General features: G+C 64.4%; 13 protein-coding genes. 12 read left to right on the forward strand and 1 reads right to left on the reverse strand.

All coding sequences use genetic code 11. The features are described 5' to 3' along the window. Window positions 1–38 precede the first annotated feature (38 nt). The 12 genes from cpaB (at window position 39) to AT302_RS09600 (ending at window position 16,219) form a co-directional block, all read left to right on the forward strand. Window positions 39–1,058: a Flp pilus assembly protein CpaB gene (gene cpaB / locus AT302_RS09545; protein ID WP_058378238.1), complete on the forward strand. Its 1,020-nt coding sequence runs from the start codon at window positions 39–41 to the stop codon at window positions 1,056–1,058. Between the two features lie 109 nt (window positions 1,059–1,167). After that, window positions 1,168–2,562 (forward strand): type II and III secretion system protein family protein, encoded by a 1,395-nt coding sequence (locus AT302_RS09550; protein ID WP_084656125.1) that lies wholly within the window; start codon window positions 1,168–1,170, stop codon window positions 2,560–2,562. A 28-nt stretch (window positions 2,563–2,590) separates the two neighbouring features. Further along, a complete protein-coding gene (locus tag AT302_RS09555) occupies window positions 2,591–3,922 on the forward strand; it encodes an AAA family ATPase (RefSeq protein WP_058378239.1) in 1,332 nt (443 codons plus the stop codon). Between the two features lies 1 nt (window position 3,923). Then, window positions 3,924–5,303, forward strand: coding sequence for a CpaF family protein (locus AT302_RS09560; RefSeq protein ID WP_058378240.1), 1,380 nt, complete (start codon window positions 3,924–3,926; stop codon window positions 5,301–5,303). Further along, window positions 5,300–6,223 carry a type II secretion system F family protein gene (locus AT302_RS09565; RefSeq protein WP_058378241.1) on the forward strand — a complete coding sequence of 308 codons (924 nt, stop codon included), beginning with the start codon at window positions 5,300–5,302 and terminating at the stop codon, window positions 6,221–6,223. Before AT302_RS09560 ends, AT302_RS09565 begins: the two co-directional genes overlap by 4 nt. Window positions 6,224–6,239: 16 nt before the next feature. Then, window positions 6,240–7,274 (forward strand): type II secretion system F family protein, encoded by a 1,035-nt coding sequence (locus AT302_RS09570; protein ID WP_058378242.1) that lies wholly within the window; start codon window positions 6,240–6,242, stop codon window positions 7,272–7,274. Between the two features lie 2 nt (window positions 7,275–7,276). Then, window positions 7,277–8,347, forward strand: coding sequence for a tetratricopeptide repeat protein (locus AT302_RS27560; RefSeq protein ID WP_058378243.1), 1,071 nt, complete (start codon window positions 7,277–7,279; stop codon window positions 8,345–8,347). Between the two features lie 76 nt (window positions 8,348–8,423). After that, a complete protein-coding gene (locus AT302_RS27215) occupies window positions 8,424–9,047 on the forward strand; it encodes a DUF3613 domain-containing protein (protein WP_157125743.1) in 624 nt (207 codons plus the stop codon). A gap of 6 nt (window positions 9,048–9,053) precedes the next feature. Beyond that, window positions 9,054–11,207: a pilus assembly protein TadG-related protein gene (locus AT302_RS09585; RefSeq protein ID WP_084656127.1), complete on the forward strand. Its 2,154-nt coding sequence runs from the start codon at window positions 9,054–9,056 to the stop codon at window positions 11,205–11,207. Between the two features lie 95 nt (window positions 11,208–11,302). After that, window positions 11,303–12,700 carry a sigma 54-interacting transcriptional regulator gene (locus AT302_RS09590; RefSeq protein ID WP_058378246.1) on the forward strand — a complete coding sequence of 466 codons (1,398 nt, stop codon included), beginning with the start codon at window positions 11,303–11,305 and terminating at the stop codon, window positions 12,698–12,700. Window positions 12,701–13,225: 525 nt separating this feature from the next. Continuing rightward, window positions 13,226–13,957 (forward strand): DUF2968 domain-containing protein, encoded by a 732-nt coding sequence (locus AT302_RS09595; RefSeq protein WP_058378247.1) that lies wholly within the window; start codon window positions 13,226–13,228, stop codon window positions 13,955–13,957. Window positions 13,958–14,326: 369 nt separating this feature from the next. After that, on the forward strand, window positions 14,327–16,219 hold the full coding sequence (locus AT302_RS09600) for a potassium transporter Kup (RefSeq protein WP_170935863.1): 1,893 nt from the start codon (window positions 14,327–14,329) through the stop codon (window positions 16,217–16,219). Window positions 16,220–16,297: 78 nt separating this feature from the next. On the opposite strand, the gene AT302_RS09605 is transcribed toward AT302_RS09600, so the two are convergent. Beyond that, on the reverse strand, window positions 16,298–18,655 hold the full coding sequence (locus AT302_RS09605) for a Tex family protein (RefSeq protein WP_058378249.1): 2,358 nt from the start codon (window positions 18,653–18,655) through the stop codon (window positions 16,298–16,300). Window positions 18,656–18,667: the final 12 nt, after the last annotated feature.

The raw sequence follows: 18,667 nt of genomic DNA on the forward strand, positions 1-18,667 counted from the left end.
CCGAAATTTGTGACTGAACGGCCGCAAGGCCCCAAGCCATGAACAAAGCCACCAAGATTCTCGCAACGCTGCTGGTCGTTATCGGGGTGCTGCTTGCGCTCCTTGCGCTGCGATTGGGAACGAACAACGCCCCGGCGCCGACGGCAACGCCTTCACCGGTGACCCAGACGCTCACGCAGCGGTACCCGGCCGTGGTGGCGGCCAAGGCACTCTCGCCCGGGCAGGTCATCGCTGCCGACGCCGTCAAGCTCGTGCAGTTCGACGCTCAGACGCCCGGCGCTTTCACCAACCCCGCCGATGTCGTGGGCCGCGTGCCGCTGGTAGCCCTTGCCGCTGGGGTCCCTGTCACTCAGAACACCCTCGCGCGCGGCCTCGCCATGCAACTCGCCCCGGGCGAGCGCGCCGTCGCGCTGCCGGTCACCGAGGCCGTGGGCGTTGCCAACCGCATCCGTCCGGGCGACTACGTCGACGTGTTCTTCACGATGAAGACCAATCAGGCCCCGGGCCCGGCCGTAGGGCTGGCCGACGATACGCAGGCACGCCTGCTCGCCTCGCGGGTGCGGGTGTTGAGCTACGGCAACGCGTCGCTCGATGACGTGACGCCGCCGCCCGCCACGCCGGGTGTCGCGTCCACGGTGCAAGCCGCAGCGGCAACGGCGCCGCCGCCCCCGCCGCCCAATGTGAACGTGCAGCCGCCGATGCCGGCGACTGCCGCCGTGGTGGCCGTGCCGGTGGCCGACGTCAACCGCGTGGTGCTCGGCACGCAGCAGGGAAAGATCACGCTCGCACTGCGCAACCCGGCCGATGACGCCAAACCGGATACCTCGCTGTTCCCGTCGCCGCCGCCGGTGTTGGCGGGCAAGGCTGGCCTGAAGGGTGACGACAAGGCTTCGCTCGATACGCCCGAAAACCAAGCCTACGCCGGCATCGCCACCACCGGGCTGGCTGGTGCGCCGGTCAAGGCAGCCGCCGCGCCGCGTCCGGCGGGTGGCGGGCAGGGCGGTGGCGGCACGATCGAAGTCGTGCGCGGCGCCGAGCGCTCGACGGCGTCATTCTGAACCGCAGGACATTGGAAGACCACGTAGAAACACAGAGAAAACCACGTACAGGAACGCTTGACCCAAGGCTTTCAAGTTCAATCGAAACAGTGACCGATACAGCCACGCCATGATCAGAAGCCAGGTTCGCACTGCCAGACGAGACGTCAGACGTGTCACGGGGACGCTGTTGTGCTTTGCCGCGCTGGTTGCGTGCGCAGCCACAGTGTCGGTGCGTCTGGCCGAAGCGGCTGACCCCTCTCAGAGCGCCAGCATGCGCTCGCTGACGCTGGGTGTGCATGAGCAGCGCGAGCTGCCGCTGCCCGGCACGCTCGAACGGGTGGCCGTGGCCGACCCGGCCATCGCCGACGTCGTGGTGCTGCGCGGCACCGGCGGGCGTCGCGGTTCGGTGTTGGTGGTCGGCAAGAAGGCGGGCACGACACAGGTGTCGGCATGGCCGCGCGGAGGTGACGCCGTGCGCTGGGAGGTGCATGTGACCGGCGATCTGCAAAGCGCATTGGGCGATACCGGCACGGCGAGCGTAGACGCACGCGGCAACGCGGCGCTGATTCAGGGCCACGCGAACACGATGATGGAGCACAGCGGCCTGCAATCGGCGGCGGTCGATGCGACGGGCAAGGGCGGTGTGGTGGTCGATCGTTCGACGGTGGGTGAAACGGGCGTGGTGCAGGTCGACGTGAAGATCGTCGAAATCAACCGCAACATCCTGAATCAGATTGGCGCGAGTTTCTCGGCATCGAAGAAGACGGGGTCGGGCAGCTTTGGCGTGGTCTCGCAACTGGCGTCGGCGTTTGGCGGCTCGGGCGGGACGGGCAGCGGTCAGGTGTCCAGCTTCGGCTCGTTCTTCGGGTCGATCACGCGCGGTGCCTTCACGCTCTCGGCGGCCATCGATCTCGTGCAGACCAACGGGCTGGGCCGCATTCTGGCGGCGCCCACGTTAGTGGCACTCTCGGGCCAGAGCGCGAGTTTCCTTGCGGGCGGTGAGATTCCGGTGCCGCAATCGGGCGGCCTCGGCACGACCACAGTGACGTACAAGCCGTTCGGGGTGGGATTGACGGTGACGCCGACGATTCTGTCGCCCAACCGCATTGCTTTGAAGGTGGCGCCGGAAGCCTCGGACATCGATTACACCAACGCCATCGTGACTGATTCGGTGCAGATTCCGGCGATTACCACCCGGCGTGCCGACACGACGGTCGAGCTGGGCGATGGCGAGAGCTTCGTCATTGGCGGGTTGATTTCACGTACGACGACCGCTTCGGTCGACAAGATTCCGTTGCTCGGCGACCTGCCGCTCATCGGCGCATTTTTCCGTGATTTGAAGTACTCGAGTGCAGAAAAAGAGTTGGTCATCATCGTAACGCCGCATCTGGTCAAGCCGGTCGCCGCCGGCGTGACCATGCCGTTGCCGGGCGACACGCGCGAGCAGCGTCCCGGGCAGGTGTGGGGCGCTTACTTGATGGGCGTGGCAAGTGACAGCGAACTGCCGGGGTTCTCGAAATAACACTGGCGGAGCAGTAAGGAGTGCAAACATGAACGCACCGACGCGAATACTGGACACCATGACTGAGTTGCATCGCTTCCTCTTTTGCAGCGCGCATGCCGGCCACGGTCAGTGGCTTTCGGCGGCGCTGCGCGAAGAGGGCGTCTTGCTACAGGAAGCGGGACGCCCTGCGCAGTTGCAACAGCGCATCGGCGATCTCGATCCGCAGGTGGTGTTGCTCGATTTTTCGGGCGAACCGACCGGCCACGCCGAAGAGCCGGCCGACGGCGGCATCGCTCAGGCCGCCGAGCTCGCACAAATGCTCAAGCGCGTGGCACCCAAGCTGCCGCTCGTGGCGGTGGGCTCGATGGTGCGTGCCGACGGCATGAAGGCCGCCATTCGTGCAGGCGTGCATGACTTCATCGACATGCACTCCACGCACGAAGAGGCGCTCGACGTCATTCGCCGCGTCATCGATCAGACGCCGCCGCCCAGCGCTTCGGGGCCGGCCAGACACGGCCGCTTCGTGGTGCTGCTCGGCGCACGCATCGGCGTGGGCTGTAGCACGCTGGCCGCGCATCTGTCGCAGCTGTCGCAGGAGCTTGCGGTCGGCACGCCGTCGAACAAACCGGTCAAGGCGCAGGCGGGCAAGGACGACAAGTTTGATGTCTCCCTGCTTGGCCACGTCGCGCTGCTCGATCTCGGGCTGCCATCGGGCGATGGTCTGCTGTACCTGAATACGCAAAGCCAGTTCAGCTTCGCCGAGGCCGTGCAGAACCTGCGCCGCTTTGACGAGACGCTGGTGCACACCGCCGTCTCGCACGCATCGAGCGGGCTGGCCGTGCTGCCGCTGCCGCTCGATCTCGGCGATATGCGCAGTGTGGCGGCGGCCGATGCGCTCGCCCTCACCGATCGCCTGCGCTCGTTCTTCGATCTGATCGTGGCTGATCTGGGCGGGTTTTCGAATCCGTCGTTCGTGTCGAGTCTGGTGCGCGCGGCCGACGAGGTGTGGCTCGTGGTCGATCAGAGCGTGGGCGCGATTGTCTCGCTGGCCTCGCTGCTGCGCGATCTCGAAGAGAAGAGTGTGGAGCGCAGTCATCTGCATCTGGTGCTCAACCGCTATGACCCGCGTTACGGCATGGCGGCCGACCAGATTGCCAAACGCTTCGATGTGCCGCTGCTCGCCACGCTGCCCGACCGGCCGCTGGCGATGCTCTCGGCAACCAATCAAGGCAAGCTGATTCTCGATACGGCACGCAGCGATCCGTACGTGCGGGCGTTGCAACCGCTCGCCGAACGACTGCTTGCCGCGCAGCATGCAGGCGCTGCGGCACATCGTCAGGCCTCGGGCTGGCTTGGCCGCTTCATTGGAAAGCACTGATATGACCGACTCGATCGAATTTGCGGACGACAGGCGCGCTTTTGCCAACTCGCAGCAATTTCAGGACATCAAGACCGCAGCGCACGAGCATCTGCTCGCGCGGATCGAGGAGCTCGGTGCCGAATTCGGCCGCTGGAGCCGGGGTGCCATCCAGCAGTTTGTCGACCTGGAGATGGACGGCTTCGTCCGCCTTCGCCGCATTCCGATCAACGAGGCCGAGTTGCGTCAGATTTCCGACGCGCTCACGAAAGAGCTGGCCGGTTTCGGCCCGATCGAAGACCTGCTGGGGGACCCCGAGGTCGAAGATATTCTGATCAACGGCTACAACGACGTGTACGTGTCGCGCAAAGGGGTGCTGGCGCGCGAGGCGTTGCGGTTCTCCGACAATGCGCACTTGCTGCGGATCGTGCGCCGTATTCTGGCGCCGATCGGCCGCCGGCTCGACGAATCGAATCCGATGGTCGATGCGCGCTTGCCCGATGGCGGCCGCTTGAACGTGGTGATCGAGCCGCTGGCGGTGGATGGGCCGGTGGTGTCGATCCGGAAATTCCGCAAAGACCCGCTCAAGCCGTCCGACCTGCTCGCGCTCGGCAGCTTCAACGAAGAAATTTACGGACTGCTCGAAGCGGCGGTGCGCTCACGCTGCAACATTCTCGTGTCCGGCGGGACCAGCTCGGGCAAGACCTCGCTGCTTAATGCGCTGGCCAGCTTCATTCCCGCCACCGAGCGCGTGGTGACGGTGGAAGACACCGCCGAACTCTCGCTCAACCACCCGCACGTGGTGCGTCTGGAGTCGCGCCAAGGCGGCTTCGACGGCTCGGGGGAAGTGACCATCCGGGACTTGATCCGCAACAGCTTGCGGATGCGCCCGGACCGCATCATCGTGGGCGAAGTGCGCGGCTCAGAAGTGCTTGAAATGATGCAGGCGATGAACACGGGCCACGAAGGCTCGATGGCGACGATTCACGCCAACTCACCGCGCGAGTGTCTTTATCGCCTCGAAATGCTGGCGGGCTTCGCGGGTTTTCAAGGCAGCGAAAGCAGCCTGCGCCGGCAGATTACGAGCGCACTCGACTTCATCGTGCAGATCGGCCGGCTCTCCAGCGGACGCCGGCGCATTCTGTCGATCACCGAAGTCACGGGGGTTTCGGACACGGTGATTTCCACGCAGGAGCTTTATCGCCACGAGACCTTTGCCGGGGCCGACGGGGAAGAAAAAGACCGTTGGGTGTCGCTGGGCATTCAACCGCACTCGCCCAAATTGCAGCGCTACAAGGACCAGACGCGCAACGCGACGGCGGCCGCCGCGCACGCCGCGCAGCAGCAGGGCAATACGCCCCCCGATTCCGGTGGCGGCGGCTTCTTCGGGCGGCGTCGATGAACCCCCTCGTGTTGTGGGTCGCTTGCGTCGCGCTGTTCTTGGTCGCTGGCGGACTGGAGCTTTGGCGGCGTACTTATCAGCGCGCCCGCGAGCAAGCGACGAGCGCGTTTCTCGAGCGCCAACTTGCCCACAACGCGCCGCAATTCGCTGCGGCTGAAGGGGCCATTGGGCGTGTCGCACGCCGCAAGGCGCTGCCGTGGGAGTTCTTCTTCGAGCGTGCCGGCGTCATTCCGACGCCGGGGTTCTACGCAATGCTGGTGGGCGGTGGCTTGGCGCTCGCGTTGATTTTCTGGGTTTGGCACGGGCCGTTCTCGGCGTTGATCGTGCTGATTCTCTATGTGCTCGGCGTGGTCCTGCGTTACTGGCTGAAAGGTGTGCGGCGGCATGCCGAGATCGTGCGTCAGTTGCCGATCTTTCTCGATGGCATGGTGCGCATGCTGACGGTCGGCAACAGCTTGCCGGCAGCATTCCAGACGGCGTCCGGCAATGCCGACATGCCGTTGCGTGAGTTGCTCGACAGCGCCGTGCGGCAGGTACAGGCGGGGGTCGATCTCGATGTCGCGCTCAAGCAGATTGCCCGCGTGTACCGCGTGGAAGAGATCTATCTGTTCGCGTCGGTGGTCGATCTGTCGACACGGTTCGGCGGGCGCGCCGATCAGATTCTGTCGCGCATGTCTGGCTTCATGCGCGATCGTGAACAAGCGCAGGCCGAGTTGCATGCGTTGTCGTCCGAGACGCGGATGTCGGCGTGGGTGCTGGCCGCATTGCCGATCGTGGTGAGCGCGTTCCTGATGCTGTTCAATCCGGCGTTCTTCGAACCCATGTTCCAGCAAACGTCGGGCCAGAAAATTCTCGCGGTCGGTCTCGGACTGGAAATCGCGGGCGGCTTCATTCTGTACCGGCTGGCCAAGTCCATCTGAGCGAGAGGCGCCCCTTATGAACCTTTCGGCCTTCACGTCGTTCGCTTCGGAGTCGCACACGTGGCTGATGTTCGGCCTGCTGCTGGTCGCCGCCGGTCTGTTGCTCGCGGCCTCGGCGATCCTGCTGCGCGGCATGCGTCAGGACCGCAGCGGGCGCGTGATCGACCAGATGCTGGCGAATCGTCAGCAGCAGACGCTGGCGGCACTGCGCGCGGCGACGGCCCCGATCGGCAGCTCGCTGTCGCCGGGCGATGAGGAGGAGGGCACCAACACCGGGGCGAAAGGCTGGCGCTCGCTTTTCGACCGCGCGGCGGCACTCGGCAAGCAATGGTCGGAAACGCGCTTCGGGCAGTACCTGATCGCCGCCGAAGATCGTTTGCTGCTCGCGCAATGCGGCTGGGACAGCGTGCGGGCGAAATCGCTGTTCCTGTTCTCGCGCGTGGCGCTGGCGGTCGTGCTGCTGCTCTTCGTGTGGATCTGGCTCCCGGGCGGTGGCGGGTTGAGCACGATCTTGCGGTTGCTCGGTGCCGTGGGCGCGGGCCTGCTGCTGCCGAAGTTCTACGTGCAGCGCCGTGCGGCACAGCGCCGTCGCGAGATCGTGGAAGAACTGCCGTTGCTCATCGACTTGCTGCGGTTGTTGCAAGGCGTGGGGCTGTCGATGGATCAGAGTTTGTATGTGGTGGTGTCGGACTTCCGTGAGGTGCTGCCCATTCTCTCGAAGGAGTTCGAGAACGCGAACCGCCAGTACGCCTCCGGGCGCGGTCGCGAAGCGTCGATGGTGCGGTTGCGGGAGGTGTACGACAACGACGACCTGCGCGCGCTGGTGCGCCTGATTGCGCAGGTGGAACAACATGGCGGCGCCGTGCAGGAGCCGTTGCAGCAGTTCAGCGACCGGTTGCGCGAGCAACGGCGGCAGACGATGAAAGAGCGTATCGGCAAGCTCACGGTCAAGATGACCCTGGCGATGATGCTCACGTTGTTGCCCGCCCTGATGCTCGTGGTCGCCGGGCCGGCGATTCTGTCGCTGGCGAAGACTCTGGAGGGCTTGTAGTCATGACACGAACCGAATTGACGCGGGTGGGCCTGGCGGCGCTGTGCGTGGTGATGATCGCCGGGTGCGCATCGAAGGGCGGCGGTTACGGTGCGCCGTCGGCGGCAGCGCTCATGCGTGCGCAACAGGACGACGAGGTGAGGGCCAAGACTGCCGCGCCCGACACGAAGGAGTTGTACCTGTCGATGATTCGCGAGATGCAGGAGCGGGGCGCCTATTTCGCTTCGTTGGCGCACATCGAGCAGTTCCGGATTCAGTACGGCAACTCGCCTGACGTCGACATTCTGCGGGCCGACGCGTTGCGTGAGACCGGCCAGCCGGACGCTGCCGAGGCGACGTATCGAACGCTGCTCGCCAGCCCGGTGGCTGCCGCCGCGTGGCATGGGCTCGGGCTGGTCGCCGCGCAGCGCAAGGACTATGCAGGTGCAACGCAGGCGCTGCGTGAGGCGGTGAGCCGTGCGCCGACCGAACCGTTCTATCTGAGCGATCTTGGTTTTGCGCAGCTGTGCAACGGCGACGCGGCCGGTGCACGGGTGCCGCTTGCACAGGCCGCAGAACTGAAGCCGGACAGCCGCAAGGTGCTGAGCAATCTGGCCGTGTATCTGCTGGTGACGGGTGAGCGTTCGCGCGCCGATCAGATGATGACGCAGGCGAAGATGCCACCCGCCACGCGCGAAGCGATCGACAAACTGGCGACCGATATCCGCACGCAGACGCAGGCGGCGCGCGCTGCCGCCGATGCTGCGGCCGCTCGGGCGGCGGCGCAGGCTGCGGCTGCGATCGTGCCACCCGCGGCGACGGTAGCGGCGGCTACGGCTGTACCGGCAGCACGCGCAGCCACTGTGACCGCGACGGCAACGCCGTCGGCCTCGGCCAGCGCCGTGGTCGTGCGTCTGCCGGAGCCCGGCGCGCGTACCGTGGCAACGACGGCCGATGCGGCACCGAATCGTACGACCGCAAACGCAGGGGCGAACGGTGCCGATGCCAAGCTCGCGCGGGCCAGCGATGTCGCGCGCAGTGACATGCCGACGTCGATGCTCGACCGGTTTGCCAATTCGTCCAATTCGCAATAAGCGCAGGCGTCAAGCTCACGACGACGCCCACAGAACGCGTCACGCAAAAGTAGTCACGCAACTTCAGGGAGACGTGATGATGGCAGGCCAAATGCAACGATGGGAGAGGTTCTCCCCGCAGACCCGGGCGACAGATCGGGACGTGCCGGGCCAGAGCGGTCTCGCTGCGCAGTGCCTTGCGGGCATCGCACTGGCGCTGTGCGCGAGCTGGGCCGGCGCACAGTCGGGCCCCCTGACCGGTCAGATGGGCGGTGCCGACGCGCGTACGGTGGCGCAGGCCACCGCCGCACCGGCGACGACCAGCGCGGCACCGCAAGTTTCGTCAACCGACGCAACAGTCGCGCAGGCCACGCAGGCAGCACCGGCAACCCAACCGGCTCAGGCCGCGCAGGCAAGCCGTGTGCCGCCGAATAGCGTGCGCCGCACGACACCGTTACGGGTGGGCGAGCACGCCGCAGACGGCATGCTGGGCGACGAGACCGAAGCGTTGCTCGCGTTGCAGGCGAGCAATCAGGCGGCGGGGCGGGGCTTGCCGATGCTTGGTGCGACGGCGTCGCGGGCTTACAGGCGCTATCTCGAAAGTTTCAACTACGCCATTCCCGCGTTCTATCCGACGATGGTGCAAAGCGATGGCGCGGGCGGTGGTGGTGGCGGCGGTGGCGGGGCGGTTTCAGGCGGAGGGGCTGGCGCGAGCCAGTAATTCGTCATGACACCCCGTGCGCGCACGCGCAAAACGGCTCGCTCCGCAGCATCTGCCGCGCCTCGTGACCACCATGCGACATGGTTGGGCAACTTGCGCTGGGCGGGTGGGCGGCAGCGTGGCTCGGTGCCGATCGTGGCGTTCTCCTTCGTCATCGTGGTGCTGATTCTCGCGTTGGCCATCGACGCGGGCTATGCCTTCATGAAGCGGCGCGACCTGCAACGCACCGCCGACATGGCGGCGCTTGCCGGGGCGCAGACGCTGCCGGGGTGCGCCAATGCGACTTCTTACGACACGGTGGCCCGCGCGAACGTGACGGCCAATCTGGGGGCCGACGCCGCCAAGACAACGGTGGCGACGGCGTGCGGCATCTGGACGAATCCGACCGCGAGCGCCACGACACCGGGCACGTTCGCAGCGGTCGGGGCGGGCGGCCCAGCGAGCGGCAATGCCGTGCAGGTGACGTTGACGCTGCCGGTGGTCTCGTTCTTCCAACTGACGGGAACGCGAAACATCACGGCGACGGCGATCGCCCGCAAGGCACCCGCCGTGGTGACGTTCACCGTCGACTCCGGGTTGCTCGCGCTCAACACCAATAACTCTGTACTCGCGCCGTTGCTTCAATCGATCGGCATCTCGCCGGCGCTCTATGTCGGGGCGGCGCAGCAGCTCGTGGGCGTCAACATCACGCCGCAGGGGTTGTTGCAGGCGCTGGGCGTCCCGGTCACGGGCGATGTGTCGGTGGCATCGCTCTCGGGGGTGGCAGCGGTCAAGAACCTGACGCTGGGTGCGTTGCTCAGTGCGACAAACACGGCGCTGGCGGCGCAAAACGGCGCGCTGTCGGTGTCCGTGACGGCGTTGAACAATCTCATCAACGTATTTGGCAACAGCCCGGTACTGAGTCTGCCGATTCAACTGCTGGGTACCGCGACGAGCCCCGGCATCATCGCCAATATCGATGCGGCCGGTGTGACAGCGGCCAATGCACTCACGGCCAATATCGGCGTGGCGGATCTGATTTCGGCGGCCATCGTCGGCGCGAACGGCAACAACGCGATTGCGATCAACGGGCTCAGCATTCTGGGCAACGCCGTCAACGTCAGTGCGAACGTGATCTCGCCGCCGCAGGTGGGCGTCGGCGGTGTCGGGGCCACCGCGACGACGGCGCAGGTGCGGTTGTTCCTCACGATCAATACGGCGGCGGCCTCGGGCTCACTGGGTTCGGTCGCGGGTTCGCTGCTCAACTCATTGGGCACGTCCTTGAATTTGCCATTGGTGCTGGAAGTCGCGCAGTCGACCGGGACCGTCACGGCAGTGCAATGCGGCGCGACACCGTCAACGACGATTCAGGTGAACTCGGGACTCGTCAATGTCTGCGTCGGCGCGGCGGCCAGCGGTGTGAACGTGAAGACCAATCCGGCCAGTTGCACGACGCTGATGACCAACCGCGTGAACATCGCCACGTTGCTGGGGCTTATCAACGTCTCGGGCAACGTGAATCTGTCGCTCGTGACGAATTCGCCTGCGCCGATTACGTTTAGTGGACCGTTCCCACAGAAGGTCGGACCGATCGGGTCGAGCGTGAATCTCAGCCAGATCGTGACGGCGCTGCTCACAGGGTTGTCGCTGGATGTGAGCGCGTCGGGGTCGTCGTCGTCGAGCACGGTGGCCGGTGGGTTGGTGGGCAACGTGCCGAGCGCCGCGGTCGGGTCGACGATTACGACAGTCAATGGTTTCCTGAGCAACGCCGCAAACGGCCTTCAGTCCACGGTGAATGCGCTGGGTACGACGCTGGGCGGTGTGCTGACGCTGAATCTGCCGCAAGTACTCGGCGGTGTGGGGGGGCTCGTCAACGGGTTGGTGAACACCCTCGGCGGCATTGTGAGCGGGCTGCTGGGTGGTCTCTCCGATCTGGTGTGCAACCTGACCGGCAGCGGAGCGAACCAGTGCCGGATCGACAACGTGAAGAGCGGTCTCAGCACCAGCAACATCTCGCCCGTGCTCGGCAGCATTCTCTACACGCTGCTCAACCCGCTTCTCACGCCGATCAGCACGTTGCTCAACACGCTGCTCAACGCACTCGGCATCACGCTCGGCATGACGACGGTGACCGTGGACAGCATCAACTGCCAGAACGGGCTGGTGCAACTGGTGTATTAGCGGAGCTCACAAGACATCACCCGATAACGCGATAACCCGACGACAAAACTTCACCATGACGGACGCCCGGGGCGTTCGGCGACCAGCGGAAAAGCATGAAAAGCAAGCCAGTACGTGAAGACCTCGACGTGTATGTGTGGGAAGGCAAGTCAGATATTGCCGACCGGGTGGCGCATTGCCTCGCCAGTTTCGACATGGAAGTGATTCGCGCCGACGGTGCCGACCTGTCGCGCGAGCGCACCAAGACGCGGGCGTCCATCGCGGTGGTGAGCGTCTCGGTGATCGAAGGGGCGGCCACCAACGCGCACGAGTGGCAACTCGGCCACGGCATGCCGGTGATCTGGGTCGCGACCGCGCCGCGCGAGAACGATCCGCGTACCTATCCGCCCGAATACAGCAACATCCTCACACTCGACTTTTCTGGCGCGGAGCTGCGCACGCTTATCTTCAAGCTGTCGGGTGCGATTGCGGAGGCCGACCGCGCGCCGGCGCCGGCCGATCCGCTCGTGGCGCAGTCGAGTGCCATGCTCAACCTGCTGGCCGAAGTCGATGCGTTCGCCGATTGCGATTCCAACGTGATGATTCACGGCGAGACCGGTGTCGGCAAGGAGCGTATTGCCCGGCTGCTGCATGACAAGCAGACGCACTACGGACAGGGGCCGTTCGTCGCGGTGAACTGCGGGGCGATTCCCGACGGCCTGTTTGAGTCGCATTTCTTCGGGCACGCGAAGGGGGCGTTCACGGGAGCGCTGTATTCGCACAAGGGCTATTTCGAGCAAGCCAACGACGGCACGCTGTTCCTTGATGAAATCGGCGACCTGCCGCTTTATCAGCAGGTGAAACTGCTGCGCGTGCTGGAAGACAGCGCAGTCACGCGTCTGGGATCGGTCCAGCCTGTGAAACTGGATTTCCGGCTGGTGGCGGCCACCAACAAAAACCTGAAGTCGATGGTGCGCGACGAGTTGTTCCGCGCCGACCTGTTCTATCGGCTGGCGGTGATCGAGCTGCACATCCCGAGTCTTGAGGAGCGCGGGCCGATCGACAAGCTGGCGGTATTCAGCACGTATCTTGGCAAAGTCGCGTCCGACCCGGACATCGCCGGCAAGGTGCCGCCTTGGTTGCGCGAACTGGTCGAAGGCGGGGTGTTTCCCGGCAATGTGCGCGAAATGCGCAACATCGCCGAACGGGTGGGCATCATCTACCGGCAGTTGGGGACGTGGGACGAACGCCGCATCCGGGCGATCTTTGAGGCGCTGGCGACTGGCGTGATCGTGCGCCCCGACGACCCGGCCCGCGCCGTTGCGCTCACCGACCGGGCGCGCTGGGATGCCACCGAGCGTACCCGTATCGTCGCGGCGCTCGATGCCAACGGCTGGCGCCGGCAGGACACGGCCAACGCGCTGGGCATCAGTCGCAAGGTCCTGTGGGAAAAGATGCGCAAGTATCAGATTCTGGGTAACGACTCGGAACTGGCCAGCGAATACGAAAGCTGACGTGTCGAAGGCGGGGCGATGCCGCTGACGCGCATCGCAAACGAGGCGCAAACGGGGCGCAAGTCATGATCACAAAAGCGCCTTGGCCAGCCTTCCGTGCATTGCGTAGGCCATGGCCTTTTAAAACCCTGCAATGCAGGGATTTGTCTGACACACAACTTCGACTTAAGGGAAAACCTTCGGCTGCGGGGTTGCGTGGTGTCAACAGTTGAAATCCTACCGGCTCAATATTGCATTCCGCGCTTGGAAGAGCGGCGCGCAATGGATAGAATTGGCGGCTATTGTGAGCGTGCGGTTATTATCTGCCGGCAGCGCGGGCACCTGCCGGGACCACAGAGGTATCCGGACGGAGGCAAGCCAGCGTATCGGGAGAGAGGCAGGACGGCGACGGGACATGATGTCCGTTACACTGTCGTGGCAAAAATACGCAGGTCTCAGATCCTCGGGGCGGAGTCCGGGGGGGCGAATGAAGGCGACGCATAAGGGTCGTTAAACGATCCGGTCGATAACAGGAAAACAGATCAGATGAAAATCAGTGATTGCCGGGGGCGGTTTTGGTTGGGCGTGGGGGTGGCATGCCTGGCAGCCTGGGGGACGTCAGCGGGGGCCGCAGATGCGGTCAAGGATGTGACCGGTTCGACGACGCCAGGTCAATTCGCCGCACCGGCAGTGCCCGCGCAAGGTCTCTCGGCCCCGGCTTCGGCCTCGGGCACGATTCAGGAACTGCGCGATCGCATCCAGAACAAGGAAGTCACCGAACTTCGCACGACGTACAACGGCCGCTACGGCGCCAGCCTCTTGTTCTATCCGCAGACCATGGGGTATTACGTCGCGCTGTTCCATGAGGGGCAGTTCTGGCGTGTGGTCAAGCTGAACAACGAGAAGAAGGCCGAAGCCCTGTACGGCGACTTCGTGCGTCAGACGCAGGTGCTGGCCGACGTCGAGATTCGCCGCATTAAGCTCGAAGCGCAGAAATCGCTCATGGAGCGCCAGTTGGCCGAGAGCGAAGCCCGCCTGAACGCGGTGCAGAGCGATCTGGCTATCCAGCGTCAGCAGGAACAAGCGCTGGCACAGAACCAGCAGGCCGTGCGTGAGCAGGCTTCGGCGCTTGAGACCGAACGCAGCGCAGCGCGTATTCGCCTGACGGACCTTCAGGGTCAGATCCGTTCGCTCGAAGCCGAGCAGAACAGCGCCGACTCCGATCTGGTCCGCTCGGTCAAGAGCACCGGCAACCGCAAGACGACCAAGCGTCACTAAGTCGATTGCTTGCCGTCAGCTTGTGAAAAAGCCGCCTTCGGGCGGCTTTTTTCATGGGGAATCGATAGGGATGCCCCTTTCGCTACACGCAATTGCCGGGACTGTCGACCGGCGAATCGCGCATGTCTCGCATTTGCAACTCGAATTGCCGGAAAAAGCGCGTTGCCCCGCTGGGGTCGGGGTGGCATGCGGCCCCGGGAAAACCACGTGGCGGCGCGCTGGTCACGGGGCGCGGCTCCAATTATCCTAGGCGAACGTGTCGTGTGTGGCGTCCGGCACTCGGGGGCCGTCCCGACTAGCTAGGGACTCGGCAGCCAGTTAGAATAGCGCCCATTTTGTGCAGCGCAATAAAGCGATTACCCAAACCTTATGACGCAAACCATACGACAGGGGCATCGCCCTCAGCCCATGCCTGCGCTGATGGTCGCAGCCATTGGCGTCGTCTTCGGCGATATCGGCACCAGCCCGCTCTATGCGCTCAAGGAATGTTTCGATCCGCAACACGGCATTCCGTTTAACCAGCAAGCCGTGTTCGGCATCATCTCGCTGCTGTTCTGGGCGCTGGTCATCGTCGTCTCCCTGAAGTACGTGCTGTTCGTGATGCGCGCCGACAACCGGGGCGAGGGCGGTGTGCTCGCGCTCATGGCCCTCAGTCTTCGCAGCGTGCGCGCGGGCAGCAAGTGGGCGTCCGTGCTCATGATGCTGGGGATGTTCGGGGCCTGCATGTTCTACGGCGATGCGGTGATCACGCCAGCCATTTCCGTGATGTCAGCGGTCGAGGGGCTGGAAATCGCGGCGCCATCGCTCACGCGGTTCGTGCTGCCGATCACTATCGTCATCCTGATCATTCTGTTTTCGATGCAGAAGTCGGGCACAGCCAAAGTGGGCCGCCTGTTCGGCCCGGTGATGGTCGTGTGGTTCGTGATTCTCGGCGTGCTGGGCGTGTACAACATGTTCGCGGCGCCTGAGATCATCAAGGCCATCAACCCGTATTACGGCATCCATTTCATTCATACGCACGCCTTGCAGGCCTACATCGTGCTGGGCTCGGTGTTCCTGGTGCTGACCGGTGCCGAGGCGCTGTATGCCGACATGGGGCACTTCGGTATCCGTCCGATTCGCTTCGCATGGACGGCACTGGTGTTCCCGGCGCTGGTGCTGAACTACTTCGGTCAGGGCGCGTTGCTGCTGAGCAACCCGAAGGCGATCGAGAACCCGTTCTTCCTGATGGCACCGGACTGGGCGCTACTGCCGCTGGTGGTGGTCGCCACGGCGGCGACCGTGATTGCATCGCAGGCCGTGATCTCGGGCGCGTTCTCGTTGACCAGTCAGGCGATTCAGCTCGGCTACGTGCCGCGCATGAAGATCCTGCATACGTCCGATCGTGAAATCGGCCAGATTTACATGCCGGTGATCAACTGGTCGCTGCTGCTGGTGATCATCTGGATCGTGCTGGCGTTCAAGTCGTCGAGCAACCTCGCGGCGGCGTACGGTATTGCCGTGACGACCACGATGGTGATCACGACGATTCTGGCGTGCGTGGTCATGGTCAAGGTCTGGAACTGGAACAAGTTCCTGGTGGCGCTGATCATTACCGGCTTCCTCGTGGTCGACTTCGCGTTCTTCGGTGCGAACCTGATCAAGGTCGAAGAGGGCGGCTGGCTGCCACTGGCGCTCGGCGCGTTCCTGTTCTTCATGCTGATGACGTGGCACAAGGGGCGCCAGTTGCTGCGCGAGCGCACGGCCGCCGACGGTATTCCGCTGGGGCCGTTCCTGCAAGGGTTGCTGGCCCATCCGCCGCATCGCGTGGCGGGCACGGCGATCTATCTGACGGGGGGCAACACGCTGGTGCCGGTGAGCTTGCTGCACAACCTCAAGCACAACCGCATCCTGCACGAGCGCACCATCTTCCTGACGTTCCGCACGGTCGACGTGCCTTATGTCGAAGACGACAAGCGCATGGAAGTGAAGGACCACACGGGCGGCTTGTACAGCGTAGTGTCGACCTTCGGTTTCAACGAAACGCCGGACGTGAAGGAAGTGCTGCATCTGCTCGAAGAAAAGACGGACATGCATTTCGAACTGATGGATACGTCGTTCTTCCTGGCCCGCGAAACCGTGGTGCCGACCAAGCTGCCGGGGATGTCGATCTGGCGCGAACGCCTGTTCGCGTGGATGCATCAGAACGCAGCCAAGCCGACCGACTTCTTCAGCATCCCGGCTAACCGGGTGGTCGAGTTGGGGACGAAGATCGAGATTTGATCGACGTAAGCGATCTGAGCGTCATGAAAAAAGCCCGCGAATCCGAAGATCGCGGGCTTTTTCTTATGCTGGGCTGGCTTAGCGCTTGAGCTTGGCGAACGCGGCTGCCATCGCGTTCACCGTTTCCGGTTCACGCTGACGCCCGCCACCACCGCTGCGGTTGCCGCCATTGCCACCATTACCACCGCCACGATGGCCGCCACCGCCGCCACCTGCGCCCGGACGATCGTTCTCGCCGGCCACCGGCAGGTCGTCGTTCAGGCGCATCGTCAGCGAGATGCGCTGGCGTCGCGGGTCGACCTCAAGCACCTTCACCTTCACGATGTCGCCGGCCTTCACGACTTCGTGCGGATCTTTGATGAATTTGGTCGACATGGCCGAGACGTGCACCAGACCGTCCTGATGCACCCCGATGTCGATGAACGCGCCGAATGCCGCCACGTTCGTGACGACACCTTCGAGTTGCATGCCCGGCTTCAGGTCGGTGATCTTTTCCACGCCTTCCTGGAACGTCGCCGTCTTGAACTCAGGACGCGGATCGCGGCCCGGTTTTTCCAGTTCGGTCAGGATGTCCTTCACCGTCGGCAGACCGAAGCGCTCGTCGACGAACTCGGTCGCGGAGACGCTGCGCACCACCGAACCGTTGCCCATCACGTCACCGATGCTCTTCTTGATCTTCGCCAGAATGCGCTCGACCACCGGGTAGGCTTCCGGGTGCACCGACGAGCGGTCCAGCGGGTTGTCGCCGCCGTTCACGCGCAGGAAGCCGGCGGCCTGTTCGAATGTCTTGTCGCCCAGACGCGGCACCTTCTTGAGCGCCTCGCGGCTCGCAAACGGACCATTGCTGTCGCGGAAGTCCACGATGTTCTTCGCGAGCGTGCTGTTCAACCCCGACACGCGGGCGAGCAGCGGGGCCGAGGCCGTGTTCACGTCGACACCGACGAAGTTCACGCAATCCTCGACCACGGCGTCCAGCATGCGGGCCAGTTCGCGCTGATTCACGTCGTGCTGATATTGGCCGACGCCAATCGCCTTCGGCTCGATCTTCACCAACTCAGCCAGCGGATCTTGCAGACGGCGGGCAATCGACACGGCGCCACGCAGCGAGACGTCAAGTTCCGGGAATTCCTTTGCTGCGAATTCCGAGGCCGAGTAGACCGAGGCGCCGGCTTCCGACACCACGATCTTCTGCAACTTCAGTTCCGGGTGACGCTTGATCAGTTCGAGCGCGAGCTTGTCGGTTTCACGCGAGGCCGTGCCGTTGCCGATGCTGACCAGTTCGGCGCCGGTGGCAGCTACCACCTTGGCCAGACGTGCGAGCGAGCCGTCCCAGTCGCGACGCGGCTCGTGCGGATAAATCGTGTCCGTGCCGAGCAGCTTGCCCGTGCGGTCCACGACGGCCACCTTCACGCCGGTACGCAGACCCGGGTCCAGACCGATCACGCTCTTCGGGCCGGCCGGTGCTGCGAGCAGCAGCGCCTTGAGGTTGCGCGCGAACACGCGAATGGCTTCGCTCTCGGCGCTCTCACGCATTTGCGTGAGCAATTCGGATTCCAGATGCGGCTGCACCTTCACGCGCCAGCACCAACGGCACACGTCGCCCAGCCACTTGTCGGCGGCACGGCTCTGGTTGCGAATGCCGAAATGGCCGGCGATGACGCCTTCGCACGGATGCGGCACCTGCACGTCGAGTTCTTCGCCAAGCCCCAGCTTGACCATCAGAATGCCGAGATTACGGCCGCGGAAGAGGGCGAGGGCGCGGTGCGACGGCACCGAAGCGATCGGCTCGGCGTAGTCGTAGTAGTCGCGGAATTTCTCGCCTTCCTCGTTTTCCTTGCCTTCGATCACCTTCGACGACACCACGCCCTGATTCCACAGGTAATCGCGCAGCTTGCCGAGCAGCTCGGCCGTCTCGCCGAATTGTTCGGAGAGGATGTCGCGCGCGCCATCGAGGGCAGCCTTCACATCGGCCACGCCCTTCTCGGCGTCGACAAATTTGGCGGCTTCGGTTTGCGGATCGAGCGTCGGGTCGGCGAGCAGCGCGTGGGCGAGCGGCTCGAGGCCGGCTTCGCGAGCGATCTGCGCGCGTGTGCGGCGCTTTTGCTTGTACGGGAGATAAAGATCTTCGAGCGTCTGTTTCGTCTCGGCGGCCACGATGGCCGTGCGCAGCTCGTCGGTGAGCTTGCCTTGTTCCTCGATGCTTGTGAGGATCGCCGCGCGACGGTCTTCGAGTTCGCGCAAGTACAACAAGCGCTCTTCGAGCGTGCGCAGTTGCGTGTCGTCGAGGTTGTCGGTCACTTCCTTGCGGTAGCGCGCGATGAAGGGCACGGTGGCGCCTTCGTCCAGCAATTGCACGGCGGCGGCGACCTGGCGTGGCTGCACGCTGAGTTCGGCGGCGATGCGTTGAACGATCTGAAGGGCTACGTTTTGCGTCATGAGTGTTGCGAA

The sequence above is a fragment of the Pandoraea norimbergensis genome (assembly GCF_001465545.3).
Taxonomy (GTDB): Bacteria; Pseudomonadota; Gammaproteobacteria; order Burkholderiales; family Burkholderiaceae; genus Pandoraea; species Pandoraea norimbergensis.

Coding starts and splice junctions, on each gene's coding strand:
- cpaB (WP_058378238.1), top strand. CDS start 39: ATGAACAAAGCCACCAAGATTCTCGCAACGCTGCTGGTCGTTATCGGG.
- AT302_RS09550 (WP_084656125.1), top strand. CDS start 1,168: ATGATCAGAAGCCAGGTTCGCACTGCCAGACGAGACGTCAGACGTGTC.
- AT302_RS09555 (WP_058378239.1), top strand. CDS start 2,591: ATGAACGCACCGACGCGAATACTGGACACCATGACTGAGTTGCATCGC.
- AT302_RS09560 (WP_058378240.1), top strand. CDS start 3,924: ATGACCGACTCGATCGAATTTGCGGACGACAGGCGCGCTTTTGCCAAC.
- AT302_RS09565 (WP_058378241.1), top strand. CDS start 5,300: ATGAACCCCCTCGTGTTGTGGGTCGCTTGCGTCGCGCTGTTCTTGGTC.
- AT302_RS09570 (WP_058378242.1), top strand. CDS start 6,240: ATGAACCTTTCGGCCTTCACGTCGTTCGCTTCGGAGTCGCACACGTGG.
- AT302_RS27560 (WP_058378243.1), top strand. CDS start 7,277: ATGACACGAACCGAATTGACGCGGGTGGGCCTGGCGGCGCTGTGCGTG.
- AT302_RS27215 (WP_157125743.1), top strand. CDS start 8,424: ATGATGGCAGGCCAAATGCAACGATGGGAGAGGTTCTCCCCGCAGACC.
- AT302_RS09585 (WP_084656127.1), top strand. CDS start 9,054: ATGACACCCCGTGCGCGCACGCGCAAAACGGCTCGCTCCGCAGCATCT.
- AT302_RS09590 (WP_058378246.1), top strand. CDS start 11,303: ATGAAAAGCAAGCCAGTACGTGAAGACCTCGACGTGTATGTGTGGGAA.
- AT302_RS09595 (WP_058378247.1), top strand. CDS start 13,226: ATGAAAATCAGTGATTGCCGGGGGCGGTTTTGGTTGGGCGTGGGGGTG.
- AT302_RS09600 (WP_170935863.1), top strand. CDS start 14,327: ATGACGCAAACCATACGACAGGGGCATCGCCCTCAGCCCATGCCTGCG.
- AT302_RS09605 (WP_058378249.1), bottom strand. CDS start 18,655: ATGACGCAAAACGTAGCCCTTCAGATCGTTCAACGCATCGCCGCCGAA.